A 23,615-nucleotide genomic window follows, 5' to 3' on the forward strand; every position below is an offset into this window, starting at 1 on the left:
ATGATCCAGCTTTGCGGCGTTCGCAAAACCTATGCCCTGCGTGGAAAGCGTAAGGTGGTCGCCGACGGTATTTCGGCCACCTTCCCAACAGGCGCGTCGGTCGCGCTGTTGGGGCGGAATGGCGCGGGAAAGTCCAGCCTGCTGCGGATGATCGCGGGCACGATGAAACCCGACAAGGGGCGCGTTACATCAACGGGAAGTGTTTCCTGGCCAGTTGGGTTTTCGGGCAGTTTTCACAACGAACTGACGGGCGCACAAAACACGCGGTTCATCGCCCGGGTTTATGGCACCGATACGGATGCCCTGTGCGAATGGGTCGCCGACTTCGCCGAGCTGGGCGATCACTTCAACCTGCCCGTCCGGACCTATTCGTCTGGCATGCGGTCGCGTCTGGCATTTGGGATTTCGATGGGCGTGCCCTTTGATACCTATTTGGTGGACGAAGTCACATCAGTCGGTGACGCGACTTTTAAGCAAAAAAGCGAAGCCGTCTTCGCTGAACGCCTGAAAACCAGCGGTGCAATTATCGTAACGCATGCGTTGGGTATGGTGCAAAGACTATGTCAGCACGGCGCCGTTTTGGACGAAGGGAAACTGACCTATTACACCAACGTCAACGACGCGATCCGCCATCATCAGGCGGTTGTGCAGCCCCGACAAAAGCCGGGGCTGACGGATTAGACGAACACGAAATCATCAGCCGAAAGATCGGCAACCTCGACGCCTTGCAGGGTGATCGACAGGCCGTTCACTTCGACCACTGTCGCAGTGATCTGCGCCGTGGATGCATCGCTGATGGTCAGCGCGCTGAACCCGGCAACGCCAGCAAGTTCGATCAGATCAAGACCGTCTTCGAAATCACGGATCGAGTCTGCCTCGCCACTAACAAAGCTAGTGAACACAAAGATGTCCGCGCCCGCGCCGCCGATCATCATGTCGTTGCCGCCGCCCCCATCCAGACGATCGGCACCCTCGCCGCCGATTAGGAAATCAAGCCCAGCGCCGCCGTTAAGGCCATCGGCATCGTCGCCACCAAACAGGAAGTCAGTGCCGTTTCCGCCGGCCACGGTATCTTCACCGGCACCGCCGCCCAGAAGGTCGTTGCCGTTACCGCCGTCCAAGTCATCGTCACCACCCGCGCCGATAACCCTGTCTTTGCCCGCGCCGCTGCTTAGGATGTTGTCGACATCATTACCGGTCAGCACATCGTTGCCTGCACCGGTATAACCGTTTTCGATGACCGTCCCGCGACCGATCACCAAGTTGCCGACAAGGCCGCCAACGTCGGAAATCGCCTCGGCGTTCAGGTTAAGGTTCTGGCCCGCAGAAACGGTCGAGAAATCCAACGTATCAATCCCACCGCTGTCCAGAATCGTGAAGGCCACGGGGCCACCGTCGTAAAAGTCGGACTCTGATGAATTACCGTCATAGAGAATGCCGAAAAGCTCTCCCATGTAGCCGCCGACATTGGAATTCGCGCCGTAAACCGTATCCCCCAAGTTTGCCGTCGTCGTGGTGCCGTACAGCTCTGCTACGGCAACCATGTCAGCAATCATCGGCGTCACAATGCTCGCGAATGACGCGTCGACGAAGGGGTTATCTGTCTGGCTAAAATAGGACATGACAGACATCTGGTTGCTGTCATTTTCGTACACAGCGTCCGTCCAAAAGTTCGCGGTGCCGTTATAGTCGCCCGCATGGCCCAGCCCCAGCGCGTGCCCGATTTCGTGGATGTATGTCTGGAACGAATAGCTGTCGATCGACGTGCCGTAAGCATTCAGCCAATTCACCGGAACATTCACGTACGAGAAATTGATCGTCTCGCCCGTCGTGTTTGAGGTGGAGTACGCCCCCGACGGATCGACATCGTCGAAGATGATGTCAGCCGGTCCCGAAGCGACCTCTTCAAACGTGATACCCAGAACATCCGACCATGCATCAAGCGCCCAGCGCGCCAACTGCTGACCTTCGGCTGTGAGGCCACTTAGGCGCACCGTAAGTGTACCGCCTGTCGTAACATTGAAAGAACTGCGCGGCCAAAGGCCATCGATCAGATAGTCCGCGATTTGGTCAACCGTATAGACGGGTTTGCCGGATGCGGCGGCCCGGATCGTGGACGTTTCAGCAAGCGCCGAGGCGCCGCTTAGTCCCGAAAAATATTTGCCCATTACTTGCTCTCTTAAATTTGTGCTGCCCCACACGAAGGCCGGTATAGGGCATTTTCGATGCTTTCAGAAACGGTTTTTCAACGATTGAAACTTAGCGTCGTCATCAACGGGGGCTATGCGGCAGCACGAATATCCCCCTTCGCGTGGCGCGTTGGGTCGAAAGCCCCTCAAACGCCAGTGGTTTTTTCTGGGATCAAAGGCTCCCCAATGGGCAAGGCGCATACCCGCTTATGACAGACCATATTTTGATAATTCTTCCCGTTTTCCAGCCAAATGAGATTCATTTTCGCGCCCAACTTGCGTCAATTGCGCGGCAAACCCATCAGGCCCATTCTGTTCTGTTTGTGGTCGCCGACACTGTATCAAACACGTTGATCGATGAAGCCGCGAAAGAGGCTGGGCTGGCCTACGACATCGCCACCCCGGCGGACCGGCTGGATGCCGTGCGGGCCTTTGAATTTGGGCTGGCGACCGGGGCCGCGCAAATGCCGGGAACCAACCTTTTCGCACTGTGTGACCAAGATGATATTTGGCACCCAGACAAACTGGCAACCAGCCTTAGTGAAATGCGCGCGAAGAACGCAGATCTTGTACACAGCGATGCAAGGGTGGTGGATGAAAACGGCGATCTGCTTCATCAATCCCTGTTCCGGATGGAGCGGCGCGATAAATTGCCCGGACTGCGCGGTCTGCTCTATCGCAATAACGTAACTGGCATGACGGTCCTGATGACGCGACGCGTGGTCGAAGCCGCCCTTCCCTTCCCGCCACAGGACGGAGTGCATTTTTACCATGACCTGTGGCTGGCGCTTGTTGCGACCGTTTTGTCGAAGGTAGCCTTTGTTGACGCGCAGCTTGTCGATTACCGCCAACATGCCGCCAACGCCGTCGGCGCGATCACACATGCCGCCGAAAACCAAAAGTTCGGGCGGGTTTGGCTGCGCCGCCGGGCAGCCTCTTACGCATTGGCAATGTACCTTGCGCGCAGTTTGGTTCTGCGGCTGGGCCATGGCGCAGAAGAACAGACAGCGTTGAAAAAGCTAAAACCCTTTCTTTCGCCCATAACCATCGGGCCGCGTTTCGTGGCGGATTCGGCTCTGTTGGCGCTGCGCGGGCACGCGTCTTTGGCGCGGACTGCGCTGCACTTTGCGCTGATTGCAACTGGCCGCTCTGTCTGGGCATTGAAAAACGCGATGAGCGGCGGCGTCGAGGGCGCGTTGAAAGAGTTTGATGCGCGGGTTTACGCGCTTTCACCCGGCCCCCTTCCCCAAGCTGCCAGCCCCGAAATCGCAACCCCGGAACCCGCAGCGAACTGGGCGGAAAAGATCGATCAACGCACGAAGCCCAAATTCACGCCCGTCATGACGGCCGACGCGCCAGTGATGAACATCCTGGTCCCCACGCTTAACCCGGCAGAGATATTTGCCGGCATCGTCACAGCCTTGGATTTCGGCACCGGATTGGCCGAAAGAGGCGTTCCGGTTCGGTTCATCGCAACCGACCTACCAATTGCGGCACCGTCAGCCTCGTTAGAGTTTATATTACAGCGCGTCCAAGGCAGTGCTGATCGCATGCGCACATCGGGGCGCATTTCAATTCAGTGTGGGTGCAATGATCGCCGTCTGGTCTGCCACCCACAAGATCGCTTTTTCGCCACCGCGTGGTGGACCGCCCATCAGGCTAATCACATCTTGCAATCGGGCCGCTTTTCACAAACGCGGTTCCATTACCTGATCCAAGACTTTGAGCCGAATTTTTACCCGTGGGGCGCAGAATATGCCGGGGCGATGGAAAGCTATGCGTTCGACTTTCACCCGATTTTCAATACGAGCTTGCTGCGTGACTATTTTGCAGAACACGGATTCACTTTTGCGGGTCCTTCGACCCAAGTCTTTCGCCCGTCTATCGACATCTCGCGTTACGCCGATTTGCCATCAAAGCGACGACCGGATCACAAGCTTATCGCCCTTTACGGCCGCCCGGAAGTTGCCCGCAACATGTTCCCCGTCGCCGTCGACGCGCTGTCGCGTTTTCTGCGGGACAGTGGACTAAAGCGTGACGATGTTTCGGTTGTTAGCGTCGGGTTGAAACATGGCGACATTGAACTTCCCGGGAATATTCGCCTGCGAAGCTTGGGCAAACTGCCATGGTCGGACTATCCGTCCTTCTTAAGCACCGTCGATCTGGGGCTTTCGCTGATGTATTCACCCCACCCCAGCCACCTTCCGATAGAAATGGCCGCCGCTGGCGCAAACGTCGTGACGAACAGCTTTGGGCCCAAAGACCTTTCGCAACTCAGCCCGGCCATCATATCCGGGGCGCCCACCGCCCCCGCGTTGACCGCCGCGTTAAAGCAGGCCTGGGCCGCCCCCGCGCCGGATGCATCGTCGCGTCAAATTGATCTTTCTCCAATGGGATGGACGCTGGACGCAACCGTTGAACAACTGGCGTCCCACCTTCACGAAGGCTGGAATTACAAAAGGCGTTGCGCATGAACAAACGACTGTTCCTTCACGTTGGCGCACCAAAATGCGGATCAACCTTTTTGCAGCAGGCGCTTTTGAAAAACCAATCATGGCTGTCAGATCGCGGCATCAACTATCCCCATTCGGGCCAGGGGCATCCGGGAAATGGCTTAATCGCACTGGGGCTCAGGTCACCTGATTTGTCGGACCTGTTCAAACATCACCACACCGTCGTCCTATCCCACGAAGATCTGTTTGCGGCCGCTGGGAAAGCCCAATTATTGCCGGCCCAAGCCGCCGAAGCCGGGGTGGAGGTGCGCGTTTACGCATATCTTCGACCGTTCAGCGAATTCATTTTCGGAGACTATTCCCAGTTTATCAAACAGCACCTTGAAACCTTCATTTCCGAAAGCTGCGCGTTTGATGGGCGCTCGTTTGAACTTTTTGCGGTGGACCGAAGCCGTGCGATGGCCGCCGCTGGCTTTCTGAAAGGCTGGGCCACTTTGTTTGCGGATGAGGCATTCCAGCTAAGTAGCCACAAACAAATCCGCGCGGACTGGACCGCGGCGCTTAACATTCATGATATGGATTGGACCGTTCCGCGCGCGCAATCAAACCCATCCCTAACGATGAACGATTGTGACAATATCGTCCAAGCAATCAACGCGGGCGCCCCAGACCAAGACGTGCGCGCGATGCTACACCGCGCGATGCAGAATTGCGCAGCGCCAGACGCCGGGCGCACTGCGGACCGGATCAATTGGATAGAGGCCCTTTTTCACAAGCAGAACGCCCAACTGATCGAAGGGTTTGGTTTCGACAATCGCCTAAAGACTTAAAACTTTGGCGCATCGCTGTCCGCTTTGGCTCGGCGCGATGCTGCAAACACAGCGGTTGTCCCCGTGACTTCTAGTTTGCCACTTGTTATCTGATTCCCAACTTATGGTTGATCAGTGACGGAGACTAACAGTTTGCAAGTTCAGGATACGAAACTTGAAGGGGTCAAGCTTCTGACGCCCAAGCGGTTTGGCGATCATCGCGGCTTTTTTTCCGAAAGCTGGAACAAGCGCACTATGGAAGACGCCGGTCTTCGGTATGAATTCGTGCAGGACAACCATTCGGTTTCCAGCGAAGTTGGCACAGTGCGCGGGCTGCACTTTCAGTCTGAACCACATGCCCAAGCCAAGCTGGTACGGTGCGGGCGTGGCCGGTTGTTCGACGTCGCTGTCGATATTCGCAAAGGCTCGCCCACGTATGGGCAATGGGTCGGCGAAGAACTTTCCTTTGAGAATGGCAAACAGCTTCTGATCCCAGCTGGCTTTTTGCATGGCTTCGTAACGCGTGAACCTGACACCGAAATCGTTTATAAATGCACGGATTACTATTCGCCCGAATGCGACGGTGCCGTGCGGTTTGATGACCCCGACATCGGAATCGATTGGGGCATGGGCGACACGGCCCCGGTTCTGTCCGAAAAGGATGAGGCCGCGCCCTTCCTTCGCGATTTCGACACACCCTTTAAATATTGAGCAGCACAATGAAGATTTTGGTTACAGGTGGCGCAGGCTTTATCGGCTCTGCGGTCGTGCGGTTGGCGATTTCGCGTGGTCATGAGGTGGTCAACCTTGATGCGCTGACATATGCCGCGTGCCTTGAAAACGTTGCCGAGGCCGCAAAAAGCCCAAACTATGCGTTTGAGCATGCCGATATCAGAGACCGCGATGCGCTGGATCGTATCTTTGCTCAGCACAAACCCGATGCGGTGATGCATCTGGCGGCGGAAAGCCATGTGGACCGTTCGATCGATTCCCCCGGTACGTTCATCGAAACCAACGTGAACGGCACCTATCACATGCTGGAAGCCGCGCGCGCGTATTGGATGGCCGAAGGACAGCCGGAAAATTTCCGCTTCCACCACATTTCGACTGACGAAGTTTACGGCACGTTGGGCGACGAAGGGCAGTTTACCGAAGAAACGCCATATGCGCCGAACTCCCCTTATTCCGCATCAAAAGCGGCGTCCGATCATCTGGTGCGGGCATGGAACGAAACCTATGGCTTGCCGGTCGTCATGACCAACTGCTCTAACAACTATGGCCCGTTCCATTTCCCCGAAAAACTGATCCCGGTGGTTATTTTGAAAGCCTTGGCTGGTGCGCCGATCCCTGTTTACGGCAAGGGCGAAAATATTCGCGATTGGCTGTATGTCGAAGACCACGCCGACGCCCTTTTGAAGGTTCTGGCCGAAGGCGAAATTGGCCGCAGCTATAACATCGGCGGAGAGAACGAGGCGAAGAACATCGATATCGTTCAGATGATCTGTGCCATTCTTGACGAAAAGCGGCCCGGCGATGCAGCCTACGCCGAACAAATCACCTTTGTCACCGACCGCCCCGGCCATGATCTGCGCTATGCGATTGACCCCACCCGCATTCGGACAGAGCTGGGTTGGCGCCCCTCGGTTACGCTTGAACAAGGTTTGGAAAAGACCGTTCAGTGGTATCTGGACAACGAAGACTGGTGGCGTGCACTTCAAAACCGTGATGGCGTGGGCGAACGATTGGGAAAATCGAAATGAAGATCGTCGTTTTCGGAAAATCCGGCCAAGTCGCGACAGAGCTTCAGCGCCACGCCGGTGTTACAGCCGTTGGGCGTGACACAGTGGACTTTGCCAACCCCGACGCGGTCCGCGCCTTTGCCGAATCCGCGCAAGCTGACGCGTTTATCAACGCCGCCGCCTATACCGCAGTCGATAAGGCGGAAGAGGAACAGGACGCCGCCAACGCGATCAACGGCAGTTCGGTCACCGTGTTGGCCGAAGTCGCGGCAGCGCGCGGCATCCCGTTGGTCCACATCTCGACCGATTACGTGTTTGACGGGGCCGGCGATGCGCCACGTGGAACGGATGAACCGACCGCCCCGCCGAACGCCTATGGCCGATCCAAACTGATCGGTGAAGACGGCATTCGCGCCGCTGGTGGGACATTTGCAGTCCTGCGCACGTCGTGGGTGGTGTCTGCGCACGGCAACAATTTCGTCAAAACGATGCTGCGCCTTGGCGCGGAACGCGATGCGTTGACGATTGTGGCAGATCAGATCGGCGGCCCAACCACAGCCGCAGCAATCGCTGATGCCTGCATCGATATCGCCAAGCAGCTGATCGACGATCCGGCTCGCAGCGGCACCTACCACTTCTCAGGTGCGCCTGATGTAAGCTGGGCGGACTTTGCGCGCGAAATCTTTCGCCAAGCCGATCTTAGCTGTGACGTAACTGACATTCCCACAAGCGCGTATCCCACGCCCGCGACACGCCCACTGAATTCGCGGCTGGATTGCAGCGCCACCAAGGCCACTTTCGGAATTGCCCAACCAGATTGGCGCACCGGGCTGGCAGATATTTTGACAGAGCTCGGAGCGCGTAAAAATGACTAATCGTAAAGGTATTATTCTGGCTGGTGGCTCTGGCACGCGGCTGTACCCGATCACCATGGGTGTCTCAAAACAGCTGTTGCCGGTTCACGATAAGCCGATGGTCTTTTACCCGCTTTCGGTGCTGATGCTGGCCGGCATTCGTGAAATCGCGATCATCACGACACCCGAAGATCAGGGCCAATTCCAACGGCTTTTGGGCGACGGCACGCAATGGGGCCTTTCGCTGACCTATATCGAACAGCCCTCACCCGATGGGCTGGCACAGGCCTATCTTCTGGCCGAAGGGTTCTTGGACGGTGCGCCGTCTGCGATGGTTCTGGGCGACAATATCTTCTTCGGCCATGGCTTGCCCGAACTGCTGGCCGAGGCTGACGCGCAGCCTGCCGGTGGTACGGTCTTTGGCTATCGCGTGGCTGACCCTGAACGATATGGCGTGGTCGAGTTCGATGCCGAGGGTAAAGCCCGCGCAATCATCGAAAAGCCACCGGTTCCGCCGTCAAACTTCGCCGTAACAGGGCTTTATTTCCTCGACGGGTCTGCTCCGGAGCGCGCTAAAAACGTGCAGCCATCCGAGCGCGGTGAGTTGGAAATTACGACCCTGTTGGAAACCTATCTGAACGATGGGGATCTAAGCGTAAAACAGATGGGTCGCGGCTACGCATGGCTTGATACCGGCACGCATGCCAGCCTGTTGGATGCGGGCAACTTCGTGCGGACGCTGCAAGACCGCCAAGGTATGCAAACTGGCTGCCCTGAAGAAATTGCTTACGATGCAGGTTGGATCAGCCGCGATCAATTGGCCAAACGCGCGGAACTGTTCAGTAAGAACGCCTATGGTGCCTACCTGAAGGGCCTGCTGAGCCACTAATCCTCATCGACAAAACGGCGCAGTCGGCTCACTAGGGCCGGGTGCGACGGGCCGGGCGTATCTTGGGCAGGCTCAAGGTTGGGCTGACGCAATAGTGGGCCAAGGTCATCCACCGTCCACGCCACGTGAATACCGGGCAGCTTTTCAGCATAACGCGCCGTTGCAAGTTGGTGGTCGTTTCGATGTTCATCAAACGCGATACGACGCGGCACGATGATCAGCGGAATGCCAAGCTGCTTGGCCGTTAAAATCGTGCCGATACCCGCATGCGCAACGACGACCCGCGCCTCGCGCATATAGGCACGAAACTCTTCAGGGGTATTGTTGTCATGCACTTCGATATTCTGCCAGCCGTTCCCTTCGGGCCCACACTGCGCAATCACCTTTTCGCCAAGCTGGGGCGCAAGTTCATCCATCGCATCAATAAGCCGCGGAAAAGGAAGCTGGGTGCCGACCGTCACAAAGATCAAAGAACCGCCCCCGCGAATTCAGCGCCTGCATCTTTTGCCACGTCTTCCCACTGGGACATCCACAAATCCGCGAAACGGCGAGCCAGCATCCCAGACATCGACATTTCTTCGGCATTTGCGACAGAGTCGACCCAGACCGTTTTCGCACCAACCATTTTCCCAAAGGCAAGCGCCAAGACCCCGGGCAACGCCCCAGTCGAGATGACCATCTGCGGGCGAAAAACAAGCACGCGCCACAACATGATGAACGCGCATTTGATCGTAGCGATTTTTTGATTCCGGTTGCAGTCGGGCACAAGCTTTGCAGGGGTGGCATCGTATTGTTCGGGCAATCCGGAAAGCGTGGTCAGATACAAGACATCCTGATGTTCAAACGCTTCGCGCATCAACATCAGCTGCTGCCAATGCCCGCCGCCCGAAGCTATCGCCAGAATTCGTTTCTGCGTCATTCCTCGTTACCCTAAAAACCCCGAAAACAAGTTTCGGAGCCCGATCGTTCGACTGTTCTCTGACTAGCAGTGATTGGTGTCTTCGGTTGGTGTCGCCAAGGACAGAATGTCACGAAGCTGTGGTGATTGTGAAATAGGAAAGCAGCGGAATTTAGGCTGGAACAGTTCATTTCTTTGCGTTTCAGCCCCTTAACCAATTTATGCTGTGTTTACAGGCAGTTTTAGCATCAATTCGCCAAGCGCGGCTTCGTAAAGTGCCAATCTTTCCAACCCCACGGCCAGCGCAGCTTCGGCATCTTTGGCCAGTTCCGCACGGTTTTCGTAACCTTTCAGCAACGTAGACAAAATTGCCGCTTCGTCATCTGCTTTGCAATCTACGGTGTGCGAATATCCAAGGCTTCCGAACAGACCTTCGAATTTACGGCTATAGGCCATGGGCACAACGGCGACCCCGCTGGAAAACGCGGCGATGCAGCTGTGCATCCGCGCGCCAGCAAAGAAATCCAAACCCGAGATAAGGCTTTTGGCTTCGGACGGATCAGCAAATTTCGGCGCGATCTTCACACCCGGGAATTCGGCCACCAACCCTTCGCTTGCGCGATAGTCGTCTTCCACGGGCTGCTTGTCGGAAATCACGTGGGGCACCAGAATGATTTCTGGATTGTCAGGATGCGCCTGAAACTGGCGGATCGTTTCACGGATCAGATGAGGATAATCCACCGACAGGCCGAACATGTTGTTTTGCGAATAGCCGCCGTTCATCAACAGGCCCGAAACGTTCAGACCAATGCGCGGCGTTCCACCGTGACTGGGTTGGCGGGTAAACGGCAGCTTCAGCGCGACGTCGCACGCCTCTATCGCGTCGCCGGTATATCCGATCTCTGACAGGCAGGCGGTGGAAAGCTTATCGCGGGTGCAGACCAGCTTGCTTAGCTTCAGGTTTACCCGCGCCATCAGTTTTGACCGCCCCTTTGTGAAGGGCCCGATCGTTTGCGGCGCGATCACCAGAGGGCGGCGCGCAAGATGAGTTTGAAACTTCATCAGGAACATCAGCATCAAGCGTTTGTTCCCGTAAATGTCGGCAAAGCTGTCCCCGACACCGATATCCACAACCATGTCGGCGCGGCGGATCAGGCGAAAGAACTTGGTGGGGTTCAGCAGATCAGCAGCGGAAAGCGGCACCACCTCGACATCGTCGCCGACGACATAGGGTTCGCGCGGGTCTTTCCAATCAATGATCGTGAAATGCGGTTTCAGACCGTTTTTCTGTGCGACCTCTCGCAGGATAGCCACATCGGAAACGGTTAATGCACCAACCCCCAAATTGTCAGACTTGGTCGAGTGGAGGATCAGGCAAATATTAACCATGGGCTTTCCCAATGACAAAATTACGCAAATGTGGCCTAGCATATTGTTCTGCGGCCGTGGAAGCGGATTGCACACAGTTTTTGGCACAAACCCCGCCGAACAGGGAAAACCCGAAAAAAGCGTTTGAATTAAGGCAGATGTTCGCGCTTTAGTCGCCCTGAAACGGTTTTGAGTGGTTAGACACACATGTCAGATTTTTCATCGGCCAACCTGTCAAAGGTTCAGCGCGGAGACTTGTGTGCCGGCTGCGGCGCCTGTGCAGCGATTGCACCGGGCAAAGTGTCGATGCGGATCGCGAAAAGCGGCTATTTGCGCCCTGATCAATCTGCCGATCTTTCCCCCCAAGAAGAGGCGCGGGTCGGCCAGGCCTGCCCCGGACTGGGAGAGACAGTCACGGTTGATGGCCGCAAGACTGATACGCTTTGGGGGCCGTATGTGGCGATGCGGCAGGGCAACGCGCTGAATCCTGCGTTGCGGTTTCAGGCCTCATCCGGTGGCGGGCTTTCGGCCGTGCTGGTTCACCTGCTGGAAAGCGGCAAGGTTGACGGCGTAGTTCAAACCGCAGCAGCGCCCGATCTGCCGATCGGCAACTGCACCGTGCTTAGCCAAACCCCCGAGGATGTGTTTAACGCCGCCGGTTCGCGCTATGCCCCGTCGGACCCGGTGACTGCGATTTATCAAACCATTGTTCCGGGAAAACGTTACGCCTTTGTCGGCAAACCCTGTGACATCGTCGCCATGCGCGGCTTGATGAAGGATGATGCCGAACTGAAGGCTGCGGTTCCCTATCTTCTGTCGTTCTTTTGCGCCGGTGTGCCGTCCCTCAAAGGGGTCGAAGAGGTGCTGGGCGCACTTGGTACCACGCTGGACGATACAGCCGCCTTTCGGTTTCGCGGGCAAGGCTGGCCCGGCCACGCCACAGCCACGGATCGCGCCGGGACAGAACGGTCGATGACCTATCACGACAGTTGGGGAAAGGTGCTGTCACGCCATGTGCAGCACAGGTGTAAAGTCTGCGCCGACGGAACGGGCAAGCTGGCCGATCTGGTCTTTGCCGATGCCTGGGAAAGTGACGAAGCAGGGTACCCCGTTTTCGAAGAACGCGATGGCACCAGCCTGATTGTCGCGCGCACCGATGCGGGGCAAGCGTTACTGAATGCCGCCGAAGCGGCCGGAAGTATTGAAAGTGAACCATTCGATGTTGCGACGCTTGCCGCCATACAACCCGGTCAACGCGGGCGGCGGCGGGCTCTTTTCGCGCGGCTGGCTGGCCTTAAGCTGTGCCTAAAACCGATCCCGAACTATCGAGGCCTGACTTTGGTCGCCGCAGCACGGCAAAACCCGTTGAAAGAGAACATGCGCAACTTCCTTGGGATGGTGCGGCGGGTCTTGACCGGGCGGATCGGATCTTAGGCTAAGCGTCGGCCTTTCGCCCGCGTGGATCGATGATCATTGCCAAAACCCACCCGGCAACAAAGCCACCCAAGTGGGTCTGCCAAGCCAGTTGGCCACCCATGACGTACCACAGCACAATATTCAGCAAGATCAGGTAAATAACGACCCGCACAATCGGCCACAGCCGACGGTGGAATATAAACCGATCAACGTAGTTCCACGATATCAACGCGCCCGCCAATCCGAACAACGCTCCTGACGCGCCCACCATCGGCTGCAACGTATCGGCCAGCATCCCAAAGCCCCACGCACCGCCAAGAACCGTGCCCAGATACAAAACCAAGAACCGCAGTTGCCCGACCCGGTCGATCACAGCCCGGCCAAGCGAATAGAGCGTAAACATATTCACTGCGAGGTGCAGCAAACCGCCGTGAAGAAACCCGTATGTGAAAAACATCAGGACCGGTTGAGAGGGATAGTTCGACTTCCAGTCCTGCAACAGGCCCGGCCAGAAGCCGCCCATTTCATATGCCAGATGCCGCAACCGTGCGGTGCCGAAGACATTGAAATCTCCGGCTGTTAGGACCCCTTCGATGACAACGCAAATCAGGATCAGAAACAACAACGCGGCCGGAATATCATCGCCGCGCACCCGCAAGGACAGCCCCGATGATTGTCCTTTTTCCGGCATATCGGTCACGATCCTTTTCACGTTTTCAAGTCATCCATTAGGCCCACTGTTCAGCCAGCCTATTCAGGAACGAACCGCGGTAGGCGCTGAAGGCTTTCTTGCATAAAGCTTTGCAGGCGGGCGTCGGCGTTTTCCTCTGGCTCTCCGGGGGCGATCGGTGTGACGAAACGCACCAACGCGCCGTCCGAACGCCCACTTCGCAAGCTGTCGTAAAGGACCGAAGCCTTGGCAAGGTAATCGCTTGTCATGCGCTTTCCGCGCTGTTCGAACCAGTAATAGACCAACTGGCGCGACACCCCTTTTTCGATGACCGCGCGGTTCACTTCAAAAGTACCGTAAACGGTGCCCGGCACAGATACGCTGTATGGTTCGATGGCGTATACTTCCCAGCCACCGACCGGCAGACAAACCTCGGGCGAATGAATGCCCGACCCTTCTGTCTGCTTGTCGTAAAAGGCCACGAAGAAGTTCACGAACCCATCGCCACCCGCAGATGCAAAGTTAGCGTGGAAATAGTCGTCGGCGGCCAGAACGGCCTCTACATCCGCGTCTAGGCGCGCGCGCGTGCCCGACCAGTCACCAACCGTATTTGGGAACAACGCAAAGGGATCACGGTCCAGCGGTGGGGCCTCCGGCGGGCTGATGGAAACCCACATCGCCGTCACCGCAGCAGTCAAACCCGCCGCGCCGATCATTGCCGCCGAAGAGCGGATACTGAGGATGCGTGCCGCAACGCCGCCCAGCCCCTGAAAATCCATATCAATCGCATCAGCCAGCGAAAGCGGGTTTGGCGTCAGGCGTTGCAGCGCAATCGCCATCAAGAACAGGATGCCGACGCAGGCAAGGAAGATGACCCACCCCTCGAAGAAGTGCAGAAAACCTTCGGCCTGTTCGATGCCATAGCTGTTCACCAAGACGCCGATGACCCCGATACGGAACGAATTCATGAACACCGTCAGCGGTGCGGCAGACAACAACAGCACAGCCTTGTGCCACATCGGGCCGCGATAAAGGATCGCGAACAGGTACGAAAAGGACAAGATCGGGAAAAGATAACGCAGGCCCGAACAAGCCTCTGCGACCTGAAGTTTGTAGACCCCCAGATCGATGATGTTCCCTTCCAGATAGACAGAAACACCTGCCAGCGAAACGAACCAGACCCCCAGAACCGACGATATCTGCTGAAGGAATATCGATAATTGCCAATACAGGAACTGCGGCAGCGGCAGCATAAAGACCAGATGCAACACCGGCGCCCAATGCGTGATCCCGCGCTTCCATCCAAAGACCGTCAGAACGACGCCGCCAACCCACAGGATAAAGCCGTAGGTCACGATATCAGGGATGCGGACCAAGTTGCCGAACACTGCAATCGCAAGCGCAACCCCAATAACAAGGACGCCGGGCCATCGATCCGTCACCGGGGCGTCGGAAGGCGGGGATCGGCGCAGTTCACGCAAGAACAGATAGAGCGAGATCAGTGGAATCAACGGGCCGTGGCTGTACTCTGCCGTGCCCCATGCTTTGACCAAGGATACAAAGCCGATCCAAAACACCGGCACAGATACCGCCAGCAACAGCCCGAACCAAAAGAGCCCTTGAAGGTTCAGGCCTCTAACACCGTCGGCATGAAGATCCGGCTGTTGAGTTGAATGCACGCGTCACCCTAAAAACTAGTCCAAGTTGATCAATTTGCCCGAAACGAGCCTGTGTTGGCTATCGCAATTTCAGGCGTTTTTCCAGCCTAACACACTGTGGATCACAGCATTCTGTCCGCGACCTGAATATGGCCGCAGACAGGGGGCAGGTGTGCCCGTTTACTTAGTTGCGAAGCGAAAAGCGCCGCTCTAGCCCAAGGAACACGGTGTTCGCGCGCGTGGCGTCGCTGCCCGATTCATTTGCATAGGAATGCTCAAAACCGGTCTGCATGTTCCAATCCTGCGTCAGCGCGTAGTTATAGGACACGCTAAGCGAGGCACGTTCCGTGTCGGCAGTACCGGCCGTCAAAGAGTTGACATCAGCATAGGTGAACCGCGCGCCCAAACTGGAACTGGCATTGATTTCGTGCTGATAATTCATCGAAAGCTGCGTGCGCAGAATTTCGGAATCATTCGTGTCGGTCAGTGCCGTCTGCGTCAGGTCCGCGATAAAGCGGCCAGCAGGCAGTTCCTGTTCGTACGACAGGCCGGCAATGGCACGCGCATCGGTATCTTCGCTATCGGTGACGCCCAGATGAAAGCCCAGCGCGCCGCTGCGCAGTTCCATTTCGCGACCAAGGGTAAACGTGTTGCGCCGCCCGGTGCTTTCCGCGCGGCTGGTCAAATCGGCACTTAGGTTGCCATTTGCCAGCTCTTGCTGGGCACCAAGACGCAGCGAAGCCTCATCCACGGAATTTGTCGTGCGCGTACCGTTCACCGTTTCAGACCGGTCGATCATATCTTGGGTCAAACGGCCGGAAAAGCTAAGCGAAGGCGTGGCGTCATACGCAAAACCCGCGCCGAAATAGACACGTTTGCGTTCAGTGTCGGCCGCGTCTTCCGCAGTGTAAAGGTCGTATCCCGTAAGGGCCTTAAGCTCTAACACTGGCGAAACCTGAAAACGCATCGCCGCATCAATCGTTTCGCGTTTGTTATCGGTCAGGCTTGGATCTGTCGTATCCGAATAGGTGCGTTTGCGAAGCCCTGCATCAACCGAAAAACCCAGAGGGCCGTCGATGCCTGTCTCAAACCCAGCTTTGGCGGAGATATAGTTTCGCTTACCGGAATCGACGGTCAGATCGGAACTGTCAAAATCCGAATCCAAAATGACAGAGCTGGCGTCTTTTTGGATCACATTCGCACTGAAAGAGAGCCGCGAATTACTGGCCTCTCGCTCATAGCTCAGGCTGGCGAAGGGGTTTTCGAAGTCAGTGCCGGTGCCACCGTCATCAGCGAAATATCCGAACTGCGCGGCACCGCCGATGCGCAAATCAAACTTTTCGGCGCGGGTTTGGCTGCTGATCCCGAATGTCAGATCGGTTTGCGCGAACGTGGAAGTTCCCGAAGGGTAGCTTACATTTTCGGAATTGTCACTGACACGCAGTGTTTGGGATAGGTCAAGGAAGGCCTCGAACCCGGTTTCCGATGTCTGAGCGCTTGCCCAAAGAATCGGTGTGGCGCTGAGGGCAAGCCCACCAGCGCCAATAAGAAATCTATGCCGCCACGACATCCAACTACTCGAATAGCCTCCGCTCTGGCACGATGATGACATCCCCTTCTGCGAGGATTATGTCGTTCGCCATGCTCGCCCCTCTGGACAGGGCCTTATAGTTGATTTGATAGATAGCCTCGCGTCCGGTTTGCGGATCACGACGGCGAAGTTGCAGACGTTTTGTTGCTGCAAATTTTGTAAAACCACCACTTTGAGCAAGGAATTGAAGCAGCGTCGTTCCTGGCGCAACTTCTTTCAGGCCGGGGCCATTCACCTCGCCCATAACATACACATCAATAACCGGTGCCGCAGCTTCGACTTTCGCCGCCGATGTGCGAACTGGAATATTGATTACGGAAACATAAACGTTTGGCTCAGAAGCAAAGTTTGCCGCGATACCAGCCGTGATAGAACGGCGTACCTGGTTAACGGTTTGCCCGCCAGCACGCAGTGTGCCCGCAAATGGGAAGCTGATGTTTCCATCCGGAAGCACAAGAACATTCCGGTTAAGGTTAGGGTCTTCAAGCACTTCAACGCGCAGCGTATCGCCCGCGCGGATAGCGTAGTTACCCTGAGCCACCGCAGCAGTCGCGAACAGCAGCGATAGAAGAACAAGTGCAATGCGTTTCATCATACGGCTCCACACGTTTAAGCCCTGCGCCCAAACTTTTGATTCCGTCTATGCTACGGAAACCCGTTTGGGAGAAGCGATTTCACAATATTTGCCCGGAATTACAGCGTCTTCCAAGCCATTCGTCACGTAGCAGCAACACTTTCGGTTGCAACCACGTCAAATTAGTCAGCTTCAATCTTGCGCAAACGCTCTATCTCGGCACGTGCATCTTCGAAGGCCGGGCGCGGGTCATCCCCCGCCACATCAAGCGCTTTTTGCAGTGTCTTAACCGCTTCATCATAGCGCTTCAGCCCCGCATAGGTCATGCCTAAATGATAAAGTACGAGCGGGTCTTCGCTAAGTGCGGCAGCCGCGGGCTCCATATGGCGCAAAGCATCGTCATAGTCGCCGCGCTGATACGCGATCCAGCCATAGGTATCCTGATAGGGCGGGAAATCACTGCCGCGCAAACGACGCGCAACAGCATAGGCGCGTTGATGGCTTTCTTCGTCTTCGCGAACGGTCGACAGCAGGCTCGCCAAGTTGTTGGCGATCACGCTGGTCGAAGAGTTTTCGTCATAAAGACGTTCGTAGATGCCGATTGCGGCTTCATAATCGCCCTCACGCTCGAACTGAGTGGCCTTCGCCCACAGCAAGTCACGCGCTGCGGGCAGTACGGCCAGCCCCTCCGCCAATGCTTCTTTTGCGGCGTCCAGCTTGCCAGCCCGTGTCAGGGTGCGGACAAGTTCCAACCAAACGCGTTCAGTTGTGTCATCCTCTTCCAGCAGCGCGCGGTAACCAACCTCAGCGGCCTCCAACTCTCCGGCACGGCCGTGAACAGCCGCGTCCAAGAAACGCAAGATGCGGTTATCGCCATCTTCCTCAAGCAGGGTGTCCAGATAAACCCGCGCGGCGGCAACGTCGTCACGCGCGACATGTGCACGCACAATCGCAATTTGCGCGCTAAGGGTATTGCCGTCTTCGCGACGCGCCAGATTTTCAAGGAACGACAATGCGTCTTCGTTGCGCTGTTGCCCGTTCAGAATGGCCACCTTGAACTGGTCAGCCGCAGCAGTGGTTTCTTCCTGCCCCAGCGCGCGAAGCGAACGTTCGACCTGCCCGGCGCGGGGCCAATCCTCTAGCCGGATATAGATTTTACCAAGCTCTACCAAGATCGTCGGGTTGGTTGGCGTCAGACGCAAGGAATCCAACAAGACACCCTCAGCAGGCAACACTTTGTCTGTCGCGACCAAGAACTGCGCATACCGAAGGCTTTCAGCGGGCGCATTGTTTGATGCATCAACAGCCAGCGCCAAAAGCTCGCCTGCCAGCTCGCGGTTACCGTTCCGCAAATGCGCCGACGACATGATGGTCATAACCGCAGCGTCATTCGGGTTTTTGTCCAACGCGGCCCTAAGCACGGTAATCGCTTCATCGGCCTGATCAGAATCGATCAACCAGATGGCACGCATTTTCAGCGCCTCGACCATACCGGGGTCTTCTTCCAGAACGTTGTCCACCAAGGCACGCGCGCCAACGTCGTTGCCCATGGCAACAAGCAGGCGGGCAAGGGTCACCTTAATTTCGCGCGTTTGTTCCGAGGGCTCTGCCTTTTCGACGATGTCTTCAAGTTCGGCCAACGCCTCTTCGCGCTTTCCGTCATCGAAATCCAGCGACGCACGAAGCGACCGGAAGAGATCCGTATTGGTGCCCTCGGCGATAAAGCCATCCAAGGCGGCACGGCCTTCTGGGTTACCGCGGGTCTGAACCAAGAAACGCACGAATGTCGTGCGCGCGGCGTCATCTTTTTCGTTGTCGGTGATCTGGCTGCGCAGGAACGCCTCGGCGCTGTCCAGGTCTTTGCGTGCCATATAGAAACGGATCAGAAGCGACTTCGCACTTTCATCCTGAGGGAAACGCACGACCATATCGCGCAACTGTGCCTCGACCGCGTCTTCGTCACCACGGCGGTTCAAGATCTGCAGTCGCTGGCGGTACAGGATCATGTTGTCGGGCGTCAGCTCCAACGCCTCGTCAATCTCGGCCAATGCGCCGGTTTCATCACCTTGGCGCAGCAGGCCGTCGATCAGAAGGCTGCGCAGGAATGGGTTTTCCGGCAGCGTCTTTTTAAGCGCAAGCGCGTTGTTGAACGCCGCATTTCGGGCTTCGGTGTCTTCTTCGACAACCGCAGCCCGATAGGCCAGCGCAATGCCAACCACCTGGGCATTCGGATCATCGGGCGTAAGCGCCAACAGCTTGGAACCATGGCGTTCGGCCTCTTCCCAGTTTTGGCTTTGCATCGCCATTTCGGACAAGGCAAGGCGCGCGGTCGCATCGTCGGGATATTGCTCTACCAATCGCAAGTACTGGCTGAACGAGGTGTTGAAATCGCCCGAGTCGCGCAAAAGCTTGGCGTAGGTTTGGCGCGCCTCAAGGTGGCTTCCGTTCAGCTTGAACACATTTCGAAATTCGATCAGTGCGCGATCAGTATCACCTGATGCCAGATACGAGATGCCCTTTTGAAAGTGCTTCTCGGCGCGTTCGTCAGCAGAATCACACGCTGCCAGCGTGAATAAGACAGACGCCATCAGAACTGATTGAAGAGCCTTACGAAAAATCATCCTGTAATCCCAAGTGCACCGGTTAAATGTTGTAGTTCTGGCTATCTAACAGAAAGCGCGCGAAAGAAAAATCGCGCGCCTTTCAATTATTTCTGATCGTGAAATGACCGCTTAATAGCCAGTTCCGCGCATCACAACTGCAACCGTGCACGCAATGATCCACAGATCAAGACGGAACGAAACATCGCGGTCATAAACGGCGTCATATTCGGCGCGGCTTTTAAACTCGCTATCGTTGCGATCAGACACCTGCCAGTTGCCCGTGATACCGGGGCGCAGCTTGTAGTAGGCCGAACCTGGATAAAGCTCTTGCTGGGAACACATCATGGGGCGTGGGCCAACCAACGACATCTCGCCACGCAGAACATTCCAAACCTGAGGAAGCTCATCCAAAGAGGTCTTGCGAAGAATGGCGCCCATTCGCGTGATGCGCGGGTCTTTCTTCAGCTTTTGCGATGCGTTCCATTCTGCCCGGGCTTCGGGGTTGGACGCGAGATATTTTTCAAGAAGTTCATCAGCATCAGGAACCATGGTCCGCAACTTCCACATCTTGAAGATGCGGCCGTTCTTTCCGACGCGTTTCTGATGATAGAACGGCGTATTGCCATCCAGAGAGACAAGAAGCGCCATGATCAGGATCACAGGAGCAACAAACAGCGCGGTCGCCAACACAAACCCAGCATCGAACAACGGCTTCACAACATCGCGATAAATACTTCCCTCACGGTGCTGAAGGGTGACCGGTTTAGAGTTGGACAGCAACTCTGCCTCTTCCACGTTATTAGGAAAGTTAATCGTCATAAACTTTGCACATCGGGCAAATGCCGACACCCTCTATAAGTTTCTGTGGCTCTGCGTCGCGGTTCATCGGGGCGACGTGGGCACATCGAGATAAAACACTCCCGACACTGAATGGTTACCATCTGGTAAAACCGTTTTCAATTTTAAAGCCCACGTCCAAAAGTACACGTCTTCTTCAAGTCTATGTTTTCTATACACTTTAGGCGGCAACCAATTGAGGCAATTTAGTGAAACTTTTTTATCAATGCTCGGAATTTGTGGCAAAGCCGTGAAATCGGCAGCAATATGTGAACAATATTATGCAAACGAGCGCATTTACGCCGATATTAGCACACTCAAAACGAATCACTCAGGAATATGGTTAACGCGAAAAAATACACGTCAAGCGTGTATTCCTTCGAGCAGCTCTGTTTTTGCGCGATTTTCAGCCCATATCATCAGGTAACTGTATATTTGCTAATAAAACCAATGGCCTCGGAATCTGCGCGCAAATTCCTTGAAGATAACAAATTGCACAGGTCTACAGACATGCATCACGTGGCGGTATAATAATCTGAATATACGATAAGGCTTGTTGAGAGGGTCAGAGCAGTTAGAACGGTATCGCCCGGTTGTGAGGCAACATGCGGACGATACGTTTCCGGATGCAATTTAGAGTGAGTAAAGACTGTGTCCCGTCAAGGGTTGTACACTGAATTTTATAACCTGAAAGAGCGGCCATTTACGCTCTTGCCTGATCCCGACTTCATTTATTGGACGGGTCCTCACAAACGTGCCTTCACGGTTCTGGAATACGCTGTTCTGACGAACGCTCCGATTTCTGTCGTAACCGGTGAAGTTGGCGTCGGCAAAACGACGTTGGTTCAGGCGCTGCTTGCGTCTGTAGATGAAGACATCACAATCGGCCTGGTCTCTAACGCGCATGGCGGGCGCGGTGAACTGTTGCGGTGGGCGCTGAACGCATTCGGCGAAATGCCCGAGCAGGGGCTCGACTACGTTTCCTTGTTTCAGGCTCTGCAGGATTTCATTCTTACCGAATATGCCTCTGGTCGTCGATGCGTTCTGGTGATCGACGAAGCCCAAAACCTTTCGACCGAAGCGTTGGAAGAGTTGCGCATGCTGACCAACATCAACGCGAACAAAGATGAGCTGCTTCAGCTGATCCTTGTCGGCCAACCCGAACTTCTGGAACTGATCACCAAGCCCGAGCTTCGCCAATTCGCCCAGCGCGTCGTGGCCAGTTATCACATCCCGGCGATGACCCGCGAAAGCTTTGATGCCTATGTTAAGCATCGCTTGGTCCATGCAGGCGGTACTGGTGCCGAGTTTTCAGAAGAAGCGCTGGATCGGATTTACTCCTATTCCGATGGCATCCCGCGCTTGGTGAACAAACTGTGCGACTTTTCCATGGTCTATGCGGCCTCTTCAGGGGAAAAGGTCGTAAGCGAAAAGACCGTGCTAGGGGTCATCGATGACTCGATCTTTATCGAGACCCGTAACGAAGAAGTCTTCACAACTGGGCGCGAGCACTCTCACAAGGCAGCCGAATGAATTCCGACATTAAGTACTACCTAACGGTATTTTGGCGCCGTATGCCGCTGTTCCTTGCCGTTTTCCTTAGCATCTCAGCGGTGGCGATGACACTCGCGATCATGCTGCCGACGGTTTACACCTCGCGCGCCAAGCTGCTGGTCGAATCCGCGCAGATCCCTGATGAACTTGCCTCCTCTACCGTGCAAGTGAACGCATCAGAGCAGCTTGAGATCATTCAACAGCGTCTGATGACACGCACCACGCTGATCGAAATCGCGCGTGATCTTAACGTGTTCGAAGAACTGGGGCAGATGAACCCAGATCAGATCGTTGAGCAGATGCGGATCAAAACCCACATCAAATCGACCAGCGGCCGTGATCGGGCGACTCTGTTGGAACTGGCATTTGATGGGCGCACGCCGCAAATTTCCGCCGGGGTGGTGAATGAATATGTGACCCGCGTGCTTGATGAAAACGTCCGCTTGCGCACCAGCAAAGCCGAAGACACGCTCGACTTCTTTGAACAAGAGGTGGAACGCCTCGGTTCAGAACTTGATCTGCAAAGCAGCCGGATTCTTGAATTTCAAAACGCAAATGCGGACGCCCTGCCCGACAGCCTTGATTATCGGTTAAGTCGGCAAACCCTTGTTCAGGAACGCATCGCCCAAATCGGCCGCGATGTTATCACCTTGGACGATCAGCGCCGCCGCTTGATCCAAGTGTTCGAAGCAACTGGCCAATTACAGTCAGAGTCGCAGACGCAGCTTACCCCAGAGCAAAAGCAACTGAACGAACTGCGTGATCAGTTGGCTGCCGCGCTGGCCATCTATTCCGAGGAAAACCCGAACGTAAAAGTTCTGCGCGCGCGGGTTAACCAAATGGAAGAGGTCGTTCGTGCCCAGACCGTCATTGGAAACACCGCCGAAGCCGAAGTATCCCTGCTTGACCTACAGCTGGCCGAAATCGACTCTCGTAAGGCCGCGCTGGAAGAACAAGCAACGTTGCTTGAAGGAGAGCTGGAAAAGCTGGACGATTCCATTCGCCGCACACCTTCGAACTCTATCGTGCTGGACGGGTTGAAACGTGACTATGACAACGTCCAGCTTCAGTACAACGCCGCTGTTGAGCGCCTGTCCAAAGCCGCCACCGGCGAACGGATCGAGCTTTTGTCCAAGGGTCAGCGGATTGCGATTATTGAACAGGCGACAGCGCCAACCGTGCCGACCAGCCCGAACCGCCCGCTGATTGCCGCAGGTGGTACATTCGGCGGCCTAACTGTGGCGCTTGGTTTGATCTTGCTGCTTGAGATGCTGAACAAATCGGTGCGCCGCCCTGCAGATCTAAGCAAGGCGTTGAATATCACACCGCTGGCAACGATCCCCTATATCCGCACCAAGGGCGAACGCCTGCGCCGCCGCTCTTTTATCTTGGTCGCGCTGATGTTGCTTGCGGCAGGTATTCCTGTGGCACTCTATTTGGTGCATAGTTTCTATCTGCCAATTGACCTAATTCTGACCCGCTTGATGGAGCGTGTCGGCCTCTGACCGCGCAC

General features: G+C 55.9%; 20 protein-coding genes. 10 read left to right on the forward strand and 10 right to left on the reverse strand.

All coding sequences use genetic code 11. The features are described from left to right. On the forward strand, positions 1–681 hold the full coding sequence (locus COL8621_RS15315) for an ABC transporter ATP-binding protein (RefSeq protein ID WP_093968157.1): 681 nt from the start codon (positions 1–3) through the stop codon (positions 679–681). Here the strand turns inward: COL8621_RS15315 and COL8621_RS15320 are convergent. Then, complete coding sequence (locus tag COL8621_RS15320) at positions 678–2,168, reverse strand: M10 family metallopeptidase (RefSeq protein WP_093968158.1); 1,491 nt, start codon at positions 2,166–2,168, stop codon at positions 678–680. The two genes, COL8621_RS15315 and COL8621_RS15320, sit on opposite strands and share 4 nt — an antisense overlap. A 230-nt stretch (positions 2,169–2,398) precedes the next feature. On the opposite strand from COL8621_RS15320, the gene COL8621_RS15325 reads away from it, so the two are divergent. From COL8621_RS15325 to rfbA, 6 genes are all read left to right on the forward strand, one after another. After that, positions 2,399–4,663, forward strand: coding sequence for a rhamnosyltransferase WsaF family glycosyltransferase (locus COL8621_RS15325; RefSeq protein WP_093968159.1), 2,265 nt, complete (start codon positions 2,399–2,401; stop codon positions 4,661–4,663). After that, complete coding sequence (locus COL8621_RS15330) at positions 4,660–5,472, forward strand: hypothetical protein (protein ID WP_093968160.1); 813 nt, start codon at positions 4,660–4,662, stop codon at positions 5,470–5,472. The genes COL8621_RS15325 and COL8621_RS15330 overlap by 4 nt, the downstream gene beginning before the upstream one ends. Before the next feature lie 132 nt (positions 5,473–5,604). Further along, complete coding sequence (gene rfbC, locus COL8621_RS15335; RefSeq protein ID WP_093968161.1) at positions 5,605–6,162, forward strand: dTDP-4-dehydrorhamnose 3,5-epimerase; 558 nt, start codon at positions 5,605–5,607, stop codon at positions 6,160–6,162. Between the two features lie 8 nt (positions 6,163–6,170). Continuing rightward, positions 6,171–7,211 carry a dTDP-glucose 4,6-dehydratase gene (gene rfbB, locus COL8621_RS15340; RefSeq protein ID WP_093968162.1) on the forward strand — a complete coding sequence of 347 codons (1,041 nt, stop codon included), beginning with the start codon at positions 6,171–6,173 and terminating at the stop codon, positions 7,209–7,211. After that, positions 7,208–8,065: a dTDP-4-dehydrorhamnose reductase gene (gene rfbD, locus COL8621_RS15345; protein ID WP_093968163.1), complete on the forward strand. Its 858-nt coding sequence runs from the start codon at positions 7,208–7,210 to the stop codon at positions 8,063–8,065. Before rfbB ends, rfbD begins: the two co-directional genes overlap by 4 nt. Then, positions 8,058–8,933 (forward strand): glucose-1-phosphate thymidylyltransferase RfbA, encoded by an 876-nt coding sequence (gene rfbA / locus COL8621_RS15350; RefSeq protein ID WP_093968164.1) that lies wholly within the window; start codon positions 8,058–8,060, stop codon positions 8,931–8,933. The genes rfbD and rfbA overlap by 8 nt, the downstream gene beginning before the upstream one ends. Here the strand turns inward: rfbA and COL8621_RS15355 are convergent. The 3 genes from COL8621_RS15355 to COL8621_RS15365 form a co-directional block, all read right to left on the reverse strand. Further along, positions 8,930–9,394, reverse strand: coding sequence for a glycosyltransferase (locus COL8621_RS15355; RefSeq protein ID WP_235823929.1), 465 nt, complete (start codon positions 9,392–9,394; stop codon positions 8,930–8,932). The genes rfbA and COL8621_RS15355 overlap by 4 nt on opposite strands. Before the next feature lie 5 nt (positions 9,395–9,399). Further along, on the reverse strand, positions 9,400–9,852 hold the full coding sequence (locus tag COL8621_RS15360; RefSeq protein ID WP_093968166.1) for a glycosyltransferase family protein: 453 nt from the start codon (positions 9,850–9,852) through the stop codon (positions 9,400–9,402). 198 nt (positions 9,853–10,050) lie between these two features. Further along, on the reverse strand, positions 10,051–11,220 hold the full coding sequence (locus COL8621_RS15365) for a polysaccharide pyruvyl transferase family protein (protein WP_235823901.1): 1,170 nt from the start codon (positions 11,218–11,220) through the stop codon (positions 10,051–10,053). A 186-nt stretch (positions 11,221–11,406) separates the two neighbouring features. Here COL8621_RS15365 and COL8621_RS15370 point away from each other — a divergent pair, with 186 nt between their 5' ends. Continuing rightward, a complete protein-coding gene (locus COL8621_RS15370; RefSeq protein WP_093968167.1) occupies positions 11,407–12,633 on the forward strand; it encodes a Coenzyme F420 hydrogenase/dehydrogenase, beta subunit C-terminal domain in 1,227 nt (408 codons plus the stop codon). 1 nt (position 12,634) lies between these two features. Here COL8621_RS15370 and COL8621_RS15375 read toward each other — a convergent pair whose 3' ends face one another. The 6 genes from COL8621_RS15375 to COL8621_RS15400 all read right to left on the reverse strand — a co-directional run bounded on the left by COL8621_RS15375 (position 12,635) and on the right by COL8621_RS15400 (position 20,530). Beyond that, positions 12,635–13,327, reverse strand: a complete 693-nt coding sequence (locus tag COL8621_RS15375) for a rhomboid family intramembrane serine protease (protein ID WP_235823902.1) — start codon at positions 13,325–13,327, stop codon at positions 12,635–12,637. A gap of 38 nt (positions 13,328–13,365) precedes the next feature. After that, positions 13,366–14,964: a VPLPA-CTERM-specific exosortase XrtD gene (gene xrtD, locus COL8621_RS15380; protein WP_093968168.1), complete on the reverse strand. Its 1,599-nt coding sequence runs from the start codon at positions 14,962–14,964 to the stop codon at positions 13,366–13,368. Between the two features lie 163 nt (positions 14,965–15,127). After that, entirely contained in the window at positions 15,128–16,513 is a 1,386-nt protein-coding gene (locus COL8621_RS15385) for a hypothetical protein (RefSeq protein WP_093968169.1), read from the reverse strand. A gap of 4 nt (positions 16,514–16,517) precedes the next feature. Beyond that, positions 16,518–17,126, reverse strand: coding sequence for a polysaccharide biosynthesis/export family protein (locus tag COL8621_RS15390; RefSeq protein WP_093968633.1), 609 nt, complete (start codon positions 17,124–17,126; stop codon positions 16,518–16,520). A 164-nt stretch (positions 17,127–17,290) separates the two neighbouring features. Next, positions 17,291–19,729: a tetratricopeptide repeat protein gene (locus tag COL8621_RS15395; protein WP_093968170.1), complete on the reverse strand. Its 2,439-nt coding sequence runs from the start codon at positions 19,727–19,729 to the stop codon at positions 17,291–17,293. Between the two features lie 111 nt (positions 19,730–19,840). After that, a complete protein-coding gene (locus COL8621_RS15400; RefSeq protein WP_093968171.1) occupies positions 19,841–20,530 on the reverse strand; it encodes a sugar transferase in 690 nt (229 codons plus the stop codon). Between the two features lie 669 nt (positions 20,531–21,199). Here COL8621_RS15400 and COL8621_RS15405 point away from each other — a divergent pair. After that, positions 21,200–22,081 (forward strand): ExeA family protein, encoded by an 882-nt coding sequence (locus COL8621_RS15405; RefSeq protein ID WP_093968172.1) that lies wholly within the window; start codon positions 21,200–21,202, stop codon positions 22,079–22,081. Then, on the forward strand, positions 22,078–23,607 hold the full coding sequence (locus tag COL8621_RS15410) for a GumC family protein (protein ID WP_093968173.1): 1,530 nt from the start codon (positions 22,078–22,080) through the stop codon (positions 23,605–23,607). The genes COL8621_RS15405 and COL8621_RS15410 overlap by 4 nt, the downstream gene beginning before the upstream one ends. Positions 23,608–23,615: the final 8 nt, after the last annotated feature.

Source organism: Actibacterium lipolyticum, from assembly GCF_900184935.1.
Classification (GTDB): Bacteria; Pseudomonadota; Alphaproteobacteria; order Rhodobacterales; family Rhodobacteraceae; genus Actibacterium_A; species Actibacterium_A lipolyticum.

Bases quoted from the DNA above. Each gene is read 5' to 3' on its own strand.
- COL8621_RS15325 (WP_093968159.1), top strand. From the start codon at position 2,399: ATGACAGACCATATTTTGATAATTCTTCCCGTTTTCCAGCCAAATGAG.
- COL8621_RS15320 (WP_093968158.1), bottom strand. From the start codon at position 2,168: ATGGGCAAATATTTTTCGGGACTAAGCGGCGCCTCGGCGCTTGCTGAA.
- COL8621_RS15400 (WP_093968171.1), bottom strand. From the start codon at position 20,530: ATGACGATTAACTTTCCTAATAACGTGGAAGAGGCAGAGTTGCTGTCC.
- COL8621_RS15330 (WP_093968160.1), top strand. From the start codon at position 4,660: ATGAACAAACGACTGTTCCTTCACGTTGGCGCACCAAAATGCGGATCA.
- rfbA (WP_093968164.1), top strand. From the start codon at position 8,058: ATGACTAATCGTAAAGGTATTATTCTGGCTGGTGGCTCTGGCACGCGG.
- rfbB (WP_093968162.1), top strand. From the start codon at position 6,171: ATGAAGATTTTGGTTACAGGTGGCGCAGGCTTTATCGGCTCTGCGGTC.
- COL8621_RS15360 (WP_093968166.1), bottom strand. From the start codon at position 9,852: ATGACGCAGAAACGAATTCTGGCGATAGCTTCGGGCGGCGGGCATTGG.
- COL8621_RS15395 (WP_093968170.1), bottom strand. From the start codon at position 19,729: ATGATTTTTCGTAAGGCTCTTCAATCAGTTCTGATGGCGTCTGTCTTA.
- COL8621_RS15315 (WP_093968157.1), top strand. From the start codon at position 1: ATGATCCAGCTTTGCGGCGTTCGCAAAACCTATGCCCTGCGTGGAAAG.
- COL8621_RS15390 (WP_093968633.1), bottom strand. From the start codon at position 17,126: ATGAAACGCATTGCACTTGTTCTTCTATCGCTGCTGTTCGCGACTGCT.
- COL8621_RS15365 (WP_235823901.1), bottom strand. From the start codon at position 11,220: ATGGTTAATATTTGCCTGATCCTCCACTCGACCAAGTCTGACAATTTG.
- rfbD (WP_093968163.1), top strand. From the start codon at position 7,208: ATGAAGATCGTCGTTTTCGGAAAATCCGGCCAAGTCGCGACAGAGCTT.
- COL8621_RS15385 (WP_093968169.1), bottom strand. From the start codon at position 16,513: ATGTCGTGGCGGCATAGATTTCTTATTGGCGCTGGTGGGCTTGCCCTC.
- COL8621_RS15410 (WP_093968173.1), top strand. From the start codon at position 22,078: ATGAATTCCGACATTAAGTACTACCTAACGGTATTTTGGCGCCGTATG.
- COL8621_RS15370 (WP_093968167.1), top strand. From the start codon at position 11,407: ATGTCAGATTTTTCATCGGCCAACCTGTCAAAGGTTCAGCGCGGAGAC.